At 65.2% G+C, this 17,057-nt stretch carries 14 protein-coding genes; 2 read left to right on the forward strand and 12 right to left on the reverse strand.

Translation table 11 applies throughout. The features are described 5' to 3' along the window. Positions 1–154: 154 nt before the first annotated feature. The 4 genes from ACS7SF_RS11095 to ACS7SF_RS11110 all read right to left on the reverse strand — a co-directional run bounded on the left by ACS7SF_RS11095 (position 155) and on the right by ACS7SF_RS11110 (position 3,706). On the reverse strand, positions 155–517 hold the full coding sequence (locus ACS7SF_RS11095; RefSeq protein ID WP_439889839.1) for a DUF427 domain-containing protein: 363 nt from the start codon (positions 515–517) through the stop codon (positions 155–157). A gap of 74 nt (positions 518–591) precedes the next feature. Next, positions 592–1,794: an ammonium transporter gene (locus tag ACS7SF_RS11100; RefSeq protein WP_439889840.1), complete on the reverse strand. Its 1,203-nt coding sequence runs from the start codon at positions 1,792–1,794 to the stop codon at positions 592–594. 249 nt (positions 1,795–2,043) lie between these two features. Next, positions 2,044–3,069: a hypothetical protein gene (locus ACS7SF_RS11105; protein ID WP_439889841.1), complete on the reverse strand. Its 1,026-nt coding sequence runs from the start codon at positions 3,067–3,069 to the stop codon at positions 2,044–2,046. A 136-nt stretch (positions 3,070–3,205) separates the two neighbouring features. Next, the gene (locus ACS7SF_RS11110; protein WP_439889842.1) at positions 3,206–3,706 is read right to left on the reverse strand and encodes a hypothetical protein; all 501 of its coding nucleotides are present in this window, start codon (positions 3,704–3,706) and stop codon (positions 3,206–3,208) included. Positions 3,707–3,992: 286 nt separating this feature from the next. On the opposite strand from ACS7SF_RS11110, the gene icmF reads away from it, so the two are divergent. Further along, entirely contained in the window at positions 3,993–7,292 is a 3,300-nt protein-coding gene (icmF, locus tag ACS7SF_RS11115; protein ID WP_439889843.1) for a fused isobutyryl-CoA mutase/GTPase IcmF, read from the forward strand. A 13-nt stretch (positions 7,293–7,305) separates the two neighbouring features. On the opposite strand, the gene ACS7SF_RS11120 is transcribed toward icmF, so the two are convergent. The 6 genes from ACS7SF_RS11120 to ACS7SF_RS11145 all read right to left on the reverse strand — a co-directional run bounded on the left by ACS7SF_RS11120 (position 7,306) and on the right by ACS7SF_RS11145 (position 13,485). After that, entirely contained in the window at positions 7,306–8,028 is a 723-nt protein-coding gene (locus ACS7SF_RS11120) for an aspartate/glutamate racemase family protein (protein ID WP_439889844.1), read from the reverse strand. A gap of 10 nt (positions 8,029–8,038) precedes the next feature. Beyond that, positions 8,039–8,935, reverse strand: a complete 897-nt coding sequence (locus ACS7SF_RS11125) for an ABC transporter permease (RefSeq protein ID WP_439889845.1) — start codon at positions 8,933–8,935, stop codon at positions 8,039–8,041. Between the two features lies 1 nt (position 8,936). Next, positions 8,937–9,857 carry an ABC transporter permease gene (locus ACS7SF_RS11130; RefSeq protein WP_438931321.1) on the reverse strand — a complete coding sequence of 307 codons (921 nt, stop codon included), beginning with the start codon at positions 9,855–9,857 and terminating at the stop codon, positions 8,937–8,939. A 24-nt stretch (positions 9,858–9,881) separates the two neighbouring features. Next, positions 9,882–11,147: an ABC transporter substrate-binding protein gene (locus ACS7SF_RS11135; protein ID WP_439889846.1), complete on the reverse strand. Its 1,266-nt coding sequence runs from the start codon at positions 11,145–11,147 to the stop codon at positions 9,882–9,884. 85 nt (positions 11,148–11,232) lie between these two features. Further along, on the reverse strand, positions 11,233–12,270 hold the full coding sequence (locus ACS7SF_RS11140) for an ABC transporter ATP-binding protein (RefSeq protein ID WP_439889847.1): 1,038 nt from the start codon (positions 12,268–12,270) through the stop codon (positions 11,233–11,235). A gap of 147 nt (positions 12,271–12,417) precedes the next feature. Then, the gene (locus ACS7SF_RS11145; protein WP_438931324.1) at positions 12,418–13,485 is read right to left on the reverse strand and encodes a porin; all 1,068 of its coding nucleotides are present in this window, start codon (positions 13,483–13,485) and stop codon (positions 12,418–12,420) included. Between the two features lie 298 nt (positions 13,486–13,783). Between ACS7SF_RS11145 and ACS7SF_RS11150 the strand changes: the two genes are divergently transcribed. After that, positions 13,784–14,494, forward strand: a complete 711-nt coding sequence (locus ACS7SF_RS11150) for a GntR family transcriptional regulator (RefSeq protein ID WP_439889848.1) — start codon at positions 13,784–13,786, stop codon at positions 14,492–14,494. Between the two features lie 19 nt (positions 14,495–14,513). Here the strand turns inward: ACS7SF_RS11150 and ACS7SF_RS11155 are convergent, their stop codons facing one another. Further along, on the reverse strand, positions 14,514–15,221 hold the full coding sequence (locus ACS7SF_RS11155; RefSeq protein WP_439889849.1) for a YoaK family protein: 708 nt from the start codon (positions 15,219–15,221) through the stop codon (positions 14,514–14,516). Beyond that, complete coding sequence (locus tag ACS7SF_RS11160) at positions 15,211–17,049, reverse strand: amidohydrolase (RefSeq protein ID WP_439889850.1); 1,839 nt, start codon at positions 17,047–17,049, stop codon at positions 15,211–15,213. The genes ACS7SF_RS11155 and ACS7SF_RS11160 overlap by 11 nt, the downstream gene beginning before the upstream one ends. Positions 17,050–17,057: the final 8 nt, after the last annotated feature.

A 17,057-nucleotide genomic window follows, 5' to 3' on the forward strand; every position in this document is an offset into this window, starting at 1 on the left:
GGCGCAGGATACACCGGCTCCCGGGCAAAAAAATACCCGGCCACAGGGTCATCCCGCGCCGGGTTTTGAACTTTCACGGAAAGAGGCTCCGTGAGAAGAGGAACGCGCACATCGTGCATCGCGCGCGTGACAGCGGCATGTCAGCGGCGGGCAGTTATTCCTCCCGAATCGTCACCTTGTTCGGATAGAAGGCGAGATAGCTGCCCACCTCGCGCGCAACGGGCTTGGGACTTTCGTATGTCCAGACGGCATTTTCCGCGCGCTCGCCATCCGCCACGATGGTGTAGTACGAGGCGTCACCCTTGTACGGGCAATGCGTGTGATGCTGCGTGCGCTCCAGCAGGTTCATCTGCACATCGTCGCGCGGGATGTACTGCACCGGCGGCAACGATGCCTCGCGTAGCGTGCGCGCCATGCGTGTGTCGGCGATGGTGTAGCCGTTGAACGTCACCGTCACGCGGCGCGGGTTCGCTTCGACGGTGATGGGGTGGTTCGGATCGACATCGAGATCGGGCATGCGGCACTCCTGCAGTGGGCTAGGGAACGCCTTTCACTCTAGCAAGCGCCGCACTCGACGTTCGGTTGATGGGCTTACCAGTGCGTTTCCGATTCCGGCGTGGAGGACACGCGGTGGATCGCCAGGTCCGCGCCCATGAATTCGGCCTCGCGGTCCAACCGCAGGCCCACGCATTTGCGCAACGTTCCGTACACCACCGTGCCGCCGATCAGCGCGATGACGATGCCACCTGCTGTGCCCACGACCTGCGCCCAGAACGACACGCCACCGAGTCCGCCCAGCGCCTTCAACCCGAAGATGCCGGCCGCGATGCCGCCCCACGCGCCACACAGCCCATGCAGGGGCCATACGCCGAGCACATCGTCGATACGCCAGACGTTCTGCACGCGCGTGAACATCCACACGAACAGCACACCCGCAATGCCGCCGGTGGCCAGTGCGCCCAGCGGATGCATCACGTCGGAGCCGGCGCACACCGCCACCAGGCCGGCGAGCGGGCCGTTGTACGAGAAGCCCGGGTCGTTCTTGCCCGTCCACCACGCGGTGAGCGTGCCGCCCACCATGGCCATCAGCGAGTTGATGGCAACCAGCCCGCTCATCTTGTCCAGCGTCTGCGCACTCATCACGTTAAAGCCGAACCAGCCCACCGCCAGCACCCAGGCACCAGCCGCCAGGAACGGGATGTTCGACGGCGGATGCGCGGCGATGCGGCCGTCGTCCTTATAGCGGCCATGGCGCGCGCCCAGCAGCAGCACCGCCGGCAGCGCGATCCAGCCGCCCACCGCGTGCACCACCACCGAGCCGGCAAAGTCGTGGAACTCGGCGCCCGTCATGGCCTGCAGCCAGTGCTGGATGCCGAAGCGTTCGTTCCAGGCAATGCCCTCAAAGAACGGGTAGACGAAGCCCACCAGCACGAAGGTCGCCGCCAGTTGTGGCTCGAAGCGCGAGCGCTCGGCAATGCCGCCCGAGATGATGGCCGGGATGGCCGCCGCAAATGTCAGCAGGAAGAAGAACTTCACCAGCGCATAGCCGTTCTGCTGGGCGAGCACATCGGCGCCCGTGAAGAAGTTGACGCCGTACGCAACGGAATAGCCGATGAAGAAATACGCGATGGTCGACACGGCAAAGTCGACCAGGATCTTGACCAGCGCGTTGACCTGATTCTTCTTGCGGACGGTGCCCAGCTCTAGAAACGCGAAGCCGGCATGCATGGCCAGCACCATGATCGCGCCCAGCAGAATGAAGAGCGCGTCGCCCCCGGTTTTGATGGTGTTCATTGCGGTTGTCGTGCGGGTGGATGGGTCGCGCCATCCGGGTGCAATACATGCCCACAAATGACGCAAAAAACGCCGACAGACGCAAAAACTGTTCCAACTGTGTGCAAAGACGTTACGCAGCGCACCGTCGCCGTGCGCGTGAGCGACATGGCTCGAGAGGGGGCGTACCGGCGCCCGAATTTGGGGCGGTTGCGCTTGGATTTGGTGCGATATGACGGCTGAGGTGCGCCGTGATGGTGCGTTTGTCGCCTAAGGCTTGGGCACCGAGACGGCGAGCGAACTCGCGACCGTGTTCCACAGGGCCTCGTAGCGCTGGCGTACGGCGCTGGCCTGCTCGGGCGAGGTAGCCGGGGACTGCATGTGCAGCATCACCAGTGCGCCGTCGGTGGGCACGATGATGACGCGGCCCACCAGCGTATTGCCGCCGGCGCGCGCCACCCGTGGACCGGGCGACTCGCCGATATACGTAGCCCAGATGCCCGGCCGGCCTCCGAACGACTGTGTGCCCCAACTGACAAGCCGGCATGGCACGGCCACCGCCTGACGGACGGCATCGCGCATCCAGCGTGGCTCGCGGTTGTCGGGCACGGTTTCGGGCTCGCCTTCAGTGGGGCGCACGATCAGTTCAATGCGCGAGAGCCCCGAGCCGCCTTGGTTGGCCCACGCTCCAATGGCCACGCGGGCCGGGTCCGGCTTGCGCGGGGCGGTGGGCGGCACGCGCTCCCATGAAAACGGCAGCCGCAGCGCCAGGTTCGCGCCACGCGCGTTCGGCCAGTCGGCCAGCGTGACGGTTTGCGTAAAGCGGCTGGCCAGCTCATCGGCCGGGCGCTCGTCATACACGACGGCCAGCAGGGCTTGTAGGGTCGGGCGGTCTTGGGCCCCCTGGGCGCGTGCTATCACGCGCTCGGCCAGGGCGTGCGCGGTCTTCTCCGTTTGCGTGGCGGTCATCACGCTGGGTTGGTGGAGGTCGAGTGCGCGCTCAATCAGCAACTGGCGCTCGTCATCCGTCAGCGGAATGCCGGCGATCAGGCGGCGGGTGCGTACCAGCGCCTGCGGAAACGTGTTGTCGAACTGGGTGCGTGCGCGGATCAGCTCTTCGCGCTGCGCAGGAAAGCGCTGGATGGCACGGTCAAGCGCCTGTGTCTGCGCCGTCAGGAAACCAAGCACGCTGATCAGCCCCGGGATGGCGCCAGGCGTGTAGTCCCACGCCAGCGCGTGGCCAGACCACGCCAGCAAGGCGATCAGACACCAGCGCTTCGTGGCGCGGCTTGGCATTGGAATGTCCCCCTCCGGCCGTCCCGTTTCCGGCCAAAGCAAGACTGTAGCGATTTGTATCGATTGTGTGCAAGCCGGGGGTTGCACCGAGAGGGCCGCCGCGTGTTGGTTAGGGGCGACCCGGGCGGGGAATGGCTTATTTGAAGGAGTAGCCCACGGTCACCATGAACCCGCTGGTCCAGAACAGCTGGACCTCCGTGCGGAACTGGCCGGCCTTGTAGCCCAGCGCCGGCAGGATGCCCGGCGAGAAGCCCTTGTAGTTCAGGGGCACCTTGTTCTGATACTCGCCCTTGTAGCCGTGCAGGATGCCGCCGGTCAGCTTGCCGTAAAAGTTGGTGTTGCCCAGGTTCCACAGGTAGCCGCCGTACACCAGCTGCGTCGGCTGGCCGAACGAGTTCTGGAACACCGCGCCACCCACCAGCCAGCCATTGTCGCGGCGCCATTCAACACCCAGCAGCGGCGAGTATTTGATGTAGTGATCGTCCCGGCTGTAGTGCATGTTGTAGATGCTGGCCTGGACGGAGATTTCATCGCCGGGTTCGAAGATGTCGGCCAGCGCCGGCGATGCGCCCGCCAGAAGCGCAGCGCCAATGGCGATGCCGCGAAGCCGCGAGACAAAAGAAGAAGTGTGAGCCATGTATCGTCGACACGCCCGGGCCGATCGCCCGCCTGACCCGTGCGTGGGTCGACGTGAATTCCTGTGATTTGTGTGAGGGGAATGTTGCGCGAAGTTGGCCGACGTTTCCGTCAGAACGGTCCGAAAAATAAGAATCGGCTTACGGGGCGGGGCGCCATGTGGGGCGAGTTGACGTTTCGGTCAGCCCCGAAAATACTGTCTGTTCGACTTGCTGACCGGCACGCCGCATCCTGTGCGGCCTAGAACACATCCAGCGCCGGCGCCCACTTATACCCAAGGTGGAGACATGACCGATCTTTCCGCTGCCCGCGCGGCTGACCCGACCCCCGCGACTGAGCCGGCGCCGGTGCGCAACAAGGTGAGGTTCGTGACGGCCGCTTCGCTGTTCGACGGGCATGACGCGTCGATCAACATCATGCGGCGCATCCTGCAGTCGATGGGTTGCGAGGTGATCCACCTCGGGCATAACCGCTCGGTGGACGAGGTGGTCAATGCCGCGCTGCAGGAAGACGTGCAGGGCATTGCCGTGTCGAGCTACCAGGGCGGCCACGTCGAATACTTCAAGTACATGATCGACGCACTGCGTGCGCGCGGCGGCGAGCACATCCAGGTGTTCGGCGGCGGTGGCGGGGTGATCGTGCCTACAGAGATCCGCGAGCTGCAGGACTACGGCGTCGCGCGCATCTACAGTCCCGAAGATGGCCAGCGCATGGGCCTGGCCGGCATGATTGCCGACATGGTGCGGCGCTGCGATATCGACCTCTCCACCTATGCGCCCACCACGCTGGAGCCCGTTGCCAATGGCGACCGTCGCGCGCTTGCGCAACTGATCACCGCGCTGGAGTCCGGCCATATTGATCCGGCATTGCGCGCGGCCGTGCATGCCGCTGCGGCAACTGCGTCGACACCCGTGCTCGGTATTACCGGCACGGGCGGCGCGGGCAAGTCGTCGCTCACCGATGAGCTGATCCGCCGCTTCCGACTCGACCAGCGTGACACGTTGCGCATCGCCGTCATCTCGATCGACCCATCGCGGCGCAAGTCGGGCGGCGCGCTGCTGGGCGATCGCATCCGCATGAACGCGATCAACCATCCGCACATCTTCGTGCGCTCGCTCGCCACGCGCGAGGCGAGCAGCGAGATTTCCGACGCATTGCCCGACGCAATTGCCGCCTGCCGTGCGGCGGGCTTCGACCTCATCATCGTCGAGACCTCCGGCATTGGCCAGGGCGATGCGGCCATCGTGCCGCATGTCGATCTGTCGCTGTACGTGATGACGCCCGAGTTTGGCGCTGCCAGCCAGTTGGAGAAGATCGACATGCTCGACTTCGCCGACCTGGTGGCGATCAACAAGTTCGACCGCAAGGGCGCGCAGGACGCGTGGCGCGATGTCGCCAAGCAGGTGCAGCGCAACCGCGAGCAATGGCAAGCACGGCCCGAAGACATGCCGGTGTTCGGCACGCAGGCGTCGCACTTCAACGACGACGGTGTGACGGCGCTGTACCACGCGCTGGCCGACCGGTTGACGGACGGGCTGGCTGAGCGCGGCATGACGTTGTCGGATCGCACGCTGCCACGCCCGGCGGGCAAATGCTCGACCAGCCACGACGCGATCGTGCCGCCCGCACGCGTGCGCTATCTGGCGGAACTGGCCGACACCGTGCGCGGCTATCACCGCCGCGTGCAGATGCAAAGCTGCCTCGCGCGCGAGCGTCAGCAGTTGCAGGCCAGCCGGCTCATGCTGGAGCGCGCCGGTGCGAGCGTGCAGACGCTCTCCGCGCTCGACAAGCAGGCCGCCGAGCGCGACGCACAACTCGGCGCCACCGAGCGCAAGCTGCTCGCCATGTGGCCCGACCTGCGCCGCGCGTATTCCGGCGACGAGTACGTCGTCAAAATCCGCGACAAGGAAATCCGCACGGCGCTCACGCATACCACGCTCTCGGGCACCATCATCCGCAAGGTCGTGCTGCCGCCGTACGAAGACGACGGCGAAGTGCTGCGCTGGCTGATGCGCGAGAACGTTCCCGGCAGCTTTCCGTACACCGCCGGCGTGTTCGCCTTCAAGCGTGAGAACGAAGACCCCACGCGCATGTTCGCGGGCGAGGGCGATGCCTTCCGCACCAATCGCCGCTTCAAGCTCGTCAGCGAGGGCATGGACGCCAAGCGGCTCTCCACCGCGTTCGACTCGGTCACGCTGTACGGCGAAGACCCGGCCGTGCGCCCCGACATCTACGGCAAGGTCGGCAACTCGGGCGTGTCGATCGCCACGCTGGACGACATGGAGGTGCTGTACGACGGCTTTGACCTGACCAGCCCGAATACGTCCGTCTCCATGACGATCAATGGCCCCGCGCCGACGATCCTGGCGATGTTCATGAACACTGCCATCGACCAGAACCTCGCCAAATTTCGCGCCGACAACCAGCGCGAGCCGACGGCAGACGAAGAAGCGAAGATCCGCGCGTGGGTGCTGCAGAACGTGCGCGGCACGGTGCAGGCCGACATCCTCAAGGAAGACCAGGGGCAGAACACCTGCATCTTCTCGACCGAGTTTTCGCTCAAGGTGATGGGCGACATCCAGGAATACTTTGTGCACCAGCAGGTGCGCAATTTCTACTCGGTGTCGATCTCGGGGTACCACATTGCCGAGGCGGGGGCGAACCCAATCTCGCAACTGGCCTTTACGCTCGCCAACGGTTTCACGTATGTGGAGGCGTACCTCGCGCGCGGCATGCACATCGATGACTTTGCGCCCAACCTGTCGTTCTTCTTCTCCAACGGCATGGACCCGGAATACAACGTGCTGGGCCGTGTCGCTCGCCGCATCTGGGCGGTGACGATGCGCGACAAGTACGGTGCGAACGAGCGCAGCCAGAAGCTGAAGTACCACGTGCAGACGTCGGGCCGATCCCTGCACGCGCAGGAGATTGCCTTCAACGACATCCGCACGACGCTGCAGGCGCTGATCGCCATCTACGACAACTGCAACAGCCTGCACACGAATGCCTACGACGAGGCGATCACCACGCCCACGGCCGAGTCAGTGCGGCGCGCGTTGGCCATCCAGCTCATCATCAACCGCGAGTGGGGACTGGCCAAGTGCGAGAACCCGAACCAAGGCAGCTTCATCATCGACGAGTTGACGGACCTCGTGGAAGAAGCCGTGCTGCAGGAGTTCGAGCGCATTGCCGAGCGCGGTGGCGTGCTTGGGGCGATGGAGACGGGCTACCAGCGCGGCAAGATTCAGGAGGAGTCGATGCTGTATGAACAGCGCAAGCACGATGGCTCGCTGCCGATCATTGGGGTGAACACGTTCCGCAACCCGGAGGCGGAGAACGTGGTGCCACCACATATCGAGTTGGCGCGGTCAAGCGAGGAGGAGAAGCGGAGTCAGCTCAAGCGCCTGGAGGACTTTCATGCGCGGCATGCTGCGGAATCGCCGGCCATGCTGCAGCGCCTACAGCGGGCGGTGATTGAGGATGAGAACGTGTTTGCGGTGCTGATGGACGCGGTGCGTGTGTGCTCCTTGGGGCAGATAACGCATGCGTTGTTCGAGGTGGGTGGGCAGTACCGCCGCAACATGTAGCCGCGGCGCGTGTTCACGCATGCATGGCGCGCGCAACCCACGCCGGTAGCGCACCATGCCCCCCGCGCGGCGCATCCCACACCTGGCGCGCCGCCGCTGTCACGCTATCGATGAGCGGTACGGGAACGTGGGGTTGCAGACGCTGTGCCAGGCCAGCGAGCCCGGCACCCCCCAGCACAATGGCATCCACTGGTTGGCGGCGCAGCACCGTCGTGCACGCACCAATCAGAATCTGCTCCGCTGCGTCTGGTGCTGCATACAGCGCTGCGCCGTCGAGTTCCACGGTATGGATGTCACGCACGGTGTGGCCGTGTTCCAGCGTAGGCAGCAAGCGCTCCAGAATCGGTCCCCACGCATGCCCACCCGTCACGACTGCGCAAGTGCCGTGCGTGGCCGCTTCCATCAACGCAGCTTCCGCGAGGCCGGTGACAGGACAAGGCGCCACCTCGCGCAGCGCGAAGAGCCCCGGGTCGCCAAAGCAGCCGATGATGGCGGCGTCGGGTGGACGCTGCAGCGCTGTCGTCCACGCGTCGAGTGCCGCATGCGAGGCCACCGCATAGCCGACTTCGGTGGCGATATACGGCGCGCCAAAGCGGGCGGTGACGGATTCCACCACCACATCGCTCGGCAACGCGGCCTGCACGAAGCGGGCGAGCGTCTGCGTGAGTGCGACCGTGGTGTTCGGGTTGATCAGCAACAGTCGGCGCTGGCCGGCCGATTCAGGAGCGATGGTCATTCGCGAGTGTTCAGTCAACACGCCCTGCGCTCTGGCGGCGGCGCAACCGCACGATGGCGAGCATCGTCAGCCCCATCACCACGAACGACACCACGGTGGTGAGCGTGCCCAGCGCGTAGATGGCCGGCGTGGTGACGGTGGTGGTCAGCCCCTGCAGTTCGAGCGGCAGCGTGTTGACGTCGCCGATGGCCTGCGAGGTGCGCGCGATTTCATCCCAGCTGAGCGTGAAGCCGAACATGCCCACGCCGATGAGCGATGGGGCGATCAACGGCAACACGACATGGCGGAAGGTCTGCCACGGCGTGGCACCCAGGTCGCGCGCGGCTTCCTCATAGGCGGGGTTGAAGCGATTGAAGACGGCAAACATGATGAGCAGCCCGAAGGGCAGCGTCCACGTCAGGTGCGCGCCGAGTGCGGAACTCCACAGGCCGAGCGTGGAGCCGAAGCTGTCGCTCTGCTCGGTGGCGCCCAACGCGGCCAGCAGGGCCTTGAGGCCCGTGTTGACCAGCCGGAACTGCAGGCCGATACCGAGCGACACCACGATCGACGGCATGATCAGGCTGGCCACCGTCACGTAGAACAGCGTTCCGCCCCCACGCAACCGCTTGCGAAAGGCCAGCGCCGCCAGTAGCGAAAGCCCCATGGTCAGCGCCATCACCACCGCACCGAGCGCCAGCGAGCGCCGGAACGCTGCGCCGATATCGACCACGCCCAGGCCCTCGGCAAGCTGCCGATACCAATGCAGTGACAGCCCGTTCATCGGAAACGTCAGCCCGCCCTCCGGGCCTTGAAAGCTGAGCGCAAAGATCGTCAGCATGGGGCCGTAGAGAAACAGCACGAACAGCGCGAAGAGGCACGCCAGCGGCCAGAAGCCCGGGGCGCGTGGTTCACGAAAACGTGGGCGCATGTCAGAGCTCCTTGCGGATGTCGACCACGCGGGTCAGGCCCCAGATGATCATCAGCACCGTCAGCAGCAGCACCACGGCATTGGCCGCCGCCAGCGGAAACTGCAGGTACGACGTCTGCACCTGGATCATCTTGCCGACGGAGGCGATCTGCTGGCCGCCCATCACGCCCACGGTCACGAAGTCACCCATCACGATGGTCAGGATGAAGATGGAGCCGATCAGGATGCCGCTGCGCGACAGCGGCACGATCACGTGCCACAGCGTTTGCCATGCGCTGGCGCCGGCATCGCGCGCGGCTTCGAGCAAGGCGCGATCAATGCGCATCATCGAATTGAAGATCGGCACGATCATGAACATGGTGTAGAGGTGCACGTAGGCCAGCAGCACCGAGAAGTTCGAGTACAGCAGCCAGTCCTGCGGCTGGTTGATGAGGTGCATGGCCTGCAGGGTCTGGTTGACCAGGCCGTTGCGGCCCAGCAGCGGAATCCACGAAATCATGCGGATCACGTTGGACGTCCAGAACGGCACCGTGCAGACCACGAACAGCAGCGTCTGCACCGCAGCCGATCGCACGTGAAACGCCAGGAAATACGCCAGCGCAAAGCCCAGCGTCAGCGTCAGCGCCCAGGTGCCGAGCGCAAAGCGCAGCGTCGACAGATACGTGGACGCCGTCACGCACAAGTCGCCGTATTCATTGAGATGGCTGCAGCCTTCCCACAGCTTGGCGTAGTTGCGCAAGGTGAAGGTTGGCAGCAGCGCGTACTCGTTGAAATCCCAGAAGCTGACCATCGCGACCAGCCCCAGCGGGATGAGGAAGAACACGACGAACACCGCCGCAAACGGCAGCGCCTGCAGGCCCGGACGCAAGGTACCGGTGGCGGGTGCGTTGTTGGTCGATGCTGACGGTGTGGCTTGTGTCATGACGATGGTGGGGTGCTCAGGCGATCAAGCAGCGACAAACTCGTTCCACTTGCGGACCATGTACTCGTTCTCGTCCATGACCGCGTTCCAGCAGGCGATGCCGCCCATGCGCTGTTCGTAGCTGCCGCCGTCGCGCACGCTGCCCGCCTTGGCCAGCACGTCGCCGTGGGGGCTCTTGATGTCCTTGGCGGCGGGCTTGCCTTCCATCCAGTAGGCCCACTCATACGGCTCCATCTTGGCCTTGGCCGTTTCCAGCACAGCGCTGTAATAGCCCTGGCGGTTCAGGTACGCACCGGCCCAGCCGTCGAGGAACCAGTTGATGAATTCGTACGCCGCGTCGAGTTTCTTGCCCGACACCGTCTTCGGAATGCCGAAGCCGGCTGCCCACGCGCGATAGCCTTCCTTGAGCGGCTGGAACGTGCACTCGATGCCCTTGCTGCGCACGGCCGTCACCGCCGGGCTCCACATCGACTGGATCACCACCTCGCCCGAGGCCATCAGGTTCACGCTCTCGTTGAAGTCCTTCCACAGTGCGCGGAACTGGCCGGCCTTCTTGGCTTCGATGAGCGTCTTGATGGTCAGGTCGATCTCGGCACGGGTCATGTTGCCCTTGTCGGCGTACTTGTGCAGGCCCTTGGCTTCCACCACCATCGCCGCGTCCATGATGCCGATCGACGGAATGTTCAGGATCGATGCGCGGCCCTTGAACTCCGGGTTCAGCAGCTCGGCCCACGAGCTGATCGGGCGCTTGATGAGGTCGGGGCGGATGCCCAGCGTGTCGGCGTTGTACACGGTCGGGATCAGCGTCATGAACTGCGTGGGCGACGTGGAGAACGTGGTGGCGTTGGCGCCCGGCAGGTACATGACCTTCTTGGGCGCGGTGCCCTGGTCGCCCACCTTCTTGCCGGCCACTTCGCCCTTGGTGAACAGCGACGTGATCTTGTCGGCGTTCTTGATGCGGCGTGCGTCGATGCCCAGCAGGTTGCCGGTCGGCACGATCTTCTTGAGCGAGAAGTACTCGGTGTCGATCAGGTCGAAGCTGCTCGGCGCGGTCACGGCGCGCTTGGTCACCTCATCGGTGGTGACGGCCACGTACTGGATGCGGATGCCGGTGTCGGCTTCAAATTTCTCGGCGATGGCCTTGTCCTGGTTGACCGCGGTGCCGAGGTAGCGCAGCGTCGGTTTTTCCTGCGCGAGGACGACTGGCGCCACGCCGGTGGCCAGAATGGCGGCCATGCCCTTGAGTGCGGTGCGGCGGCCGGCCTTGAAGTCGATGGAATCGTCAGACATGAAGCAACCCCTGATAGGAAGGTGAAGGCATCGCCTGAAGCCGTCAGGCTGCGGATTGGAATGTTTGGTCTTGGATACTCGGGTCTCAGGTAGCCGGCAGACTCGGTAACCGGTGCGCCTGCGCGGCATCCCACGAGGCCCAGATGGGCTGATGCAGCGCCAGGTGCGGGATGACGCGGTCGGATTCAGGCAGGCTCACGGTCAGGTGTTGCGAAGGCGACAGCGTGACGCCCTCCATCCCCACCAGCACGTGCGTGCCCTGGTATTCGATGTCGCAGATGCGGCCCCGCACGCGCGGACGATCGCCGGCGGTGGACTCATCGGCATGCAGTGCCATGCGATCAATGCGCACAGCCACCGGTCCATCCGCGTCTTCCAACAGGTTGTGCCCGCCGATGAAGGTGGCGACAAATGCGCTGGCCGGCTGGTTGTAGACCTCGCGCGGGCTGCCGGCCTGTTCGATGCGGCCGTGGTTCATCACCACCATCTGGTCGGCCAGGGCCATCGCCTCTTCCTGCGAGTGCGTAACGTGCACGAAGGTCAGGCCCAGCTCCTGCTGCCAGCGCCGCAGTTCGGCGCGCATCTGCGTGCGCAGGAACGGGTCGAGCGCCGAGAGCGGCTCGTCGAGCAGCAGCACACGCGGTTCCATGATCAGCGCGCGCGCCAGTGCCACGCGCTGCTGCTGGCCGCCCGACAGTTCGCCCGGCCGACGTTGCGCCAGGTGGCCCATCGCCACGCGCTCCAGCAGTGCCTGTGCGCGTTTGCGCCGTTCACCCGCGCTGATGCCGCGCATCTTCAGGCTGAAGGCCACGTTGTCTAGCGCGCTCAGGTGTGGAAACAGCGCGTAGCTCTGGAACATCATGGCCGTGCCGCGCGCGGCCGCCGGCAGATTGGTGATGTTGCGGTGGCCCAGCAGGATGTCGCCGTCGCTCACGTGCTCGTGGCCGGCAATCATGCGCAGCGTGGACGACTTGCCGCAGCCCGATGGCCCAAGCAAGCAACAGTAGCTGCCGGCCGGCACGCGCAGGTTGATGGCGTCGACGGCCACGGCGTCGTATGCGTAACGCTTGGTCAGCGCAACGAGTTCGAGGGAGTCGGTGGGGGCGGTGGGTGCGCGGGTCATGTCGGGGTGGTGCAATAGGTGTGCCTGTCTGCGCGTGGCCATTTCGCCGCGCGCACGCGTGGCATGCGTCGTTCTGGTGCGTGCCGTCGCATCAGAGGGCAACCGCGCCACATACCGGGGCACGTGGCGCGGCTGCCTTCGCGCGGATCAGAAGGTGTGGCGCACGCCCAGCGCCACCGAGGTCTGGCTCGTCCCCGCCACACCGCCGCCGATAGCGCCCGACGTGGTGTTGACCAGCGCTTCCGTCGCGCTCGACGAGTTCTTCAGATACGCCACGTTGGCCACCAGCGTTGTGCGCTTCGACAGGCTGTACAGCCCCAGCAGCCGGTAGACCATCGAGCTGTTCGACAGCGTCGTGTTTCGGCGATACAGCACGTCGGCCGAGCCGGTAAAGGCCGTGGTGAAGGCGTAATCGACGCCGCCTTCCACGGCGTAGGCCTTGCGTGCCGACATGCTCGGGATCGACTGGAACGCCCCCGTGCCGCCCACATCGGCCCGCGCCGCACCGAGGCGCAGTTTGGCCGCGCCAAACGTGTAGCTGCCGCCCACGGTGAAGAGCTTGTAGAGCGAGCCCGTGCCGCTGCCGTCGCGCTCCTGATCGTAGCTGGCGGCCAGGTACACAGGGCCACCGCTATAGCGTGCCGCCAGGTTGAACAGCGAGCCTTGCGACAGCGAACCGGCGGTTTCACCAAAGCCATACATCGCGCCAAACTGCGCGCCGCCCAGCGTGGGCGATACGTACTTCACCGTGTTGTTGTACAGCTCGCTCACGGCGTCGAACTCGCTGAACTTGAAGATCGAGCCCGAGTTGTAGCCGCCCTTGAAGACGCTGCCCACCAGCCAGTCGTCGTTGAAGTTCCACTGCTTGCCGGCGGTCAGCGTGCCGGACGATGAGCTCAGCCCGACATACGAATTGCGCGAAAACAGCGTGCCGTTGGACGACATGCGTCCGTTGCTCGGGTTGAAACCCGCCTGCAGATTGAACAGCGCGCTCACGCCGCCGCCCAGGTCTTCTTTGCCGCTCAGGCCAAAGTTGGAGACGCCCAGGATGCTGTCCGACACGCCGGTCAGGCTTTGCGAGCCGTTGCCGGCGTGGTTGGTCCAGCTGACGCCGGTATCGATCACGCCCGACAGCGTGACGCTCGATTGCGCAGCGGCCACGCCGGACAGCCCGAATGCCAGGGCGGCGGCGCCCAGCTTGATAGTGGTGCTCATGACAGGTGATTCCCCTAAAAGAGTTGGTGCGGCCGCATTTGCAAGGGCAGTAGCCGCCCCCGGCATTACGTTCTATGTTGAGTACAAGCTTCGTTTGGATTGTGCACAATCACGCTTGTCTATATGCAGTAACCGTGCCAAGCAAAATGGCGGGGTTTCGCTTGCTTCTGGTGCAAAAACGCTAGCGTTCGGGAGATGTTTCTTGAGAATGCCGCACCAACGTCGGCCAGATTGGCCTCAGGGTTGTGCACAATCCAAGCGCGGTTTGCTCGATTAGAATGACGGGATGCCCGAGCCGATGACCCCCCCGACCTCCTCCCCCCGCCGCAACAACGCCGAAGTCAACGCCCGCATTTCCGATGCGGTGTACGACGCCATCCTTGAACAGAAGCTGCCGCCGGGCACCCGCCTGGTCGAGGCGCAGCTCTGCAAGGCGTTCGGTATCACGCGGGGGACATTGCGCCGGGTGCTGGTCAAGCTGGCGCATGAAGGGGTGGTCGAGCTGCAGCCCAACCGGGGCGCGACGATTGCCGTGCACGACGCCACGGAAGCGCGCCAGGTCTTTGGTGCGCGGCTGATTCTGGAAACCGGCTCGGTGCGAGAACTGGCGCAGCACGCGACTGCGCAGCAATTAGCCGAGTTGCGCGCGCTGGCGGCTGCCGAACACGCCAGCCGTGAGTCCGGCAATTGGCGAGACTGGATTCGCCTCTCGGGCGATTTCCACATCCAGCTGGCCGAGGCAAACGGCAACCCCATCATCACGTCGATGCTGCGCACGCTGGTGGCGCGCACATCGCTGCTGATCGGGCTCTATGAATCGCCTGCGCGACCGAGTTGCGGCCATGACGAGCACCTGGCCATTCTGGATGCAGTGGAGCGTCGCGACGGCGAGCGCGCCGCCCGGCTGATGGGCGAGCACCTTGGGGAGTACATCGCCGCGCTGGAGATTGAGCCGCGCCAGGTGGAGGCGATCGATTTCTCCAAGCTGTTCCACCGCGTCAAGGTCTGACAGGCGGCAGGGCGATGGCCTAGCGCTGCATGAGCGCCAGCGCCAGCAAAATCAACACCGGTGGCAGCACACACCAGAACGACAAGAAAGAAAACGCCAGTGCCCCCAGCACCGCGCCCATGGCGAACCCGCACAACGGCGGCACCATCTTCCGCAACCGCGTGCGCGCCGCTTCCTTCTGCGTACTTCCTGGCGACAGCAGCTCCACCACATCAATCACGATCTGCGTGGTGTTACCCGTCATGATGGTCGTGGGAGCGTGTTCGGACAGCACGATGCGCGCCTTGGCGTTCTGCACGCCCATGGCTGCCACGCCGATGAGCCCGACGACAATCGTGGCCGGCGCATCAGCCGATTGAATCGGCAACGCCAGCAAGCCCGCCACCATGAAGGCCAGCAGCAGCCCAGCCTGGGCTAGCAGCAGCGGCCGCAGCGGTGCCACACCGCGCCGCGTGAGCGCCGCCACCGCGAGCTTGCTCGCCGCCACGGCCAGCACGAACATCGGCAGCGCCAGCAGCTTGGCGAGCACGCCTTGTCCGGTGCCGGCCAATTCCAGCCCGATCATCACGAAGTTGCCCGTGACATGCGCAGTGAACAGCCCGAACAGCGCGGCGAAGCCCACCACATCTACATAGCCGGCCACGAAGGCCAGCAGGCTGCCCTGCGCGATCAGGAAGCGTGCCGACGGCGACGCTGCCGACGGCGTTGCTGCGATTTCAGAAGGCAAAGCACGAACACCCGAAGGCGCCCCAGAAGCCGCGGAAGTCGGTGGTCGGCACATTGGCCGTGCGCGCTTTCTGGTGCGCATGGCCGTGCACGGAACATGACCCAACGCAGTGGTGCACCTGCTGCTGCAACGGCGCAGCCGGCCGCCAATGCCCTGGCACACGCGACACGGGCGACCACTCCGGCAGCACCGGAATCGGCGGCGGGCCGAACTCCGTGAACTCCGCTGCGCCGTAGACGATGCGCCCACCCACCACCGTCAGCACCGATTCGATGGTCTTGATATCCGCCTCGGGCACGCTGAAGAAATCCGCCGACAACGCCGCCAGGTCGGCGAGTTGCCCGACCTTGATCTGCCCCTTGTTGCCCTGATCCGCCGAGAACCACGCGCTGCCGTGCGTGTACAGCTCCAGCGCCACCTCGCGCGGCAGTCCTTCCGGATACAGCGCCATGCCGCCTACCGTGCGACCGCTCGACAGCCAGTACAGCGACGTCCACGGGTTGTAGCTCGACACGCGCGTGGCATCGGTGCCCGCGCCCACGGGCACGCCTTCGGCCAGCATGCGCTTGATGGGTGGTGTCTGTTCAGCAGCGGCTGCGCCGTAGCGGTCGACAAAGTATTCGCCCTGGAAGGCCATGCGATCCTGGATGGCGATGCCGCCGCCGAGTGCGCGCACGCGTTCGATGTTCTTCGGCGAAATCGTCTCCGCATGATCGAAGAACCATGGCAGGCCGTTGAACGGAATGTCGCGGTTCACGCGCTCGAATACGTCGAGCATGCGCGAGATGGATTCGTCGTACGTGGCGTGCAGGCGGAACGGCCAGCGCTGCGCGACGAGGTGGCGGACCACGGTCTCCAGCTCCTGCTCCATCGTCTCGGGCAGGTCGGGGCGCGGCTGCAGGAAGTCTTCGAAATCCGCGGCGGAGAAGACCAGCATTTCGCCCGCGCCGTTGTGGCGGAAGAAGTCATCGCCCTGGCGGTACTGCACGCTGCCGGTCCAGTTCTTAAAGTCGGCCAGTTCCTCTTTGGGCTTCTGCGTGAAGAGGTTGTAAGCGATGCGGATGGTGAGCTGGTTCTGTGCCGACAGCTCGCGAATGATCTCGTAGTCTTCCGGGTAGTTCTGGAAACCGCCGCCGGCATCGATGGCGCTGGTCACGCCCAGGCGGTTCAGCTCGCGCATGAACTGGCGCGTGGAGTTGACCTGGTACTCGGGCGGCAGCTTCGGCCCCTTAGCTAGCGTCGCGTACAGGATCATCGCGTTGGGCTTGGCGATGAGCATGCCGGTGGGCTCGCCGGAAGCATCACGTTGGATCTCGCCGCCGGGCGGGTTCGGCGTGTCCTTGGTGTAACCGACTTGGCGCAGCGCCGCGCGGTTGAGCAGGGCGCGGTCGTACAGGTGCAGCACGAACACGGGCGTGTCGGGCGCGGCCTGGTTCAGCTCCTCCAATGTGGGCATGCGGCGCTCGGCAAACTGGAACTCCGTCCAGCCGCCCACCACGCGCACCCATTGCGGCGATGGCGTGCGCGCGGCCTGCTCCTTGAGCATGCGCATCGCGTCGGCCAGCGAGGGCACGCCTTCCCAGCGCAGTTCCAGGTTGTAGTTCAACCCGCCCCGGATCAAGTGCAGGTGCGAATCGTTCAGGCCGGGGATGACGGTGCGTCCGCGCAGGTCGATGACCTGGGTGGTGGCACTACGTTGCGCCATCACGGTGGCGTCGTCGCCCACGGCAACGAAGCGGCCGTCGCGCACGGCAACGGCACTGGCACTGGGGCGTTCGCGGTCGACCGTGTGGATGCGGCCGTTGTGCAGGATGAGGTCGGCAGTCATGGTGTCGG

The organism is Ralstonia sp. 25C (genome assembly GCF_051904805.1).
In the GTDB taxonomy this organism is placed as follows: Bacteria; Pseudomonadota; Gammaproteobacteria; order Burkholderiales; family Burkholderiaceae; genus Ralstonia.

Bases quoted from the DNA above. Each gene is read 5' to 3' on its own strand.
- icmF (WP_439889843.1), top strand. From the start codon at position 3,993: ATGACCGATCTTTCCGCTGCCCGCGCGGCTGACCCGACCCCCGCGACT.
- ACS7SF_RS11110 (WP_439889842.1), bottom strand. From the start codon at position 3,706: ATGGCTCACACTTCTTCTTTTGTCTCGCGGCTTCGCGGCATCGCCATT.
- ACS7SF_RS11145 (WP_438931324.1), bottom strand. From the start codon at position 13,485: ATGAGCACCACTATCAAGCTGGGCGCCGCCGCCCTGGCATTCGGGCTG.
- ACS7SF_RS11130 (WP_438931321.1), bottom strand. From the start codon at position 9,857: ATGACACAAGCCACACCGTCAGCATCGACCAACAACGCACCCGCCACC.
- ACS7SF_RS11095 (WP_439889839.1), bottom strand. From the start codon at position 517: ATGCCCGATCTCGATGTCGATCCGAACCACCCCATCACCGTCGAAGCG.
- ACS7SF_RS11120 (WP_439889844.1), bottom strand. From the start codon at position 8,028: ATGACCATCGCTCCTGAATCGGCCGGCCAGCGCCGACTGTTGCTGATC.
- ACS7SF_RS11160 (WP_439889850.1), bottom strand. From the start codon at position 17,049: ATGACTGCCGACCTCATCCTGCACAACGGCCGCATCCACACGGTCGAC.
- ACS7SF_RS11140 (WP_439889847.1), bottom strand. From the start codon at position 12,270: ATGACCCGCGCACCCACCGCCCCCACCGACTCCCTCGAACTCGTTGCG.
- ACS7SF_RS11150 (WP_439889848.1), top strand. From the start codon at position 13,784: ATGACCCCCCCGACCTCCTCCCCCCGCCGCAACAACGCCGAAGTCAAC.
- ACS7SF_RS11100 (WP_439889840.1), bottom strand. From the start codon at position 1,794: ATGAACACCATCAAAACCGGGGGCGACGCGCTCTTCATTCTGCTGGGC.
- ACS7SF_RS11125 (WP_439889845.1), bottom strand. From the start codon at position 8,935: ATGCGCCCACGTTTTCGTGAACCACGCGCCCCGGGCTTCTGGCCGCTG.
- ACS7SF_RS11135 (WP_439889846.1), bottom strand. From the start codon at position 11,147: ATGTCTGACGATTCCATCGACTTCAAGGCCGGCCGCCGCACCGCACTC.
- ACS7SF_RS11105 (WP_439889841.1), bottom strand. From the start codon at position 3,069: ATGCCAAGCCGCGCCACGAAGCGCTGGTGTCTGATCGCCTTGCTGGCG.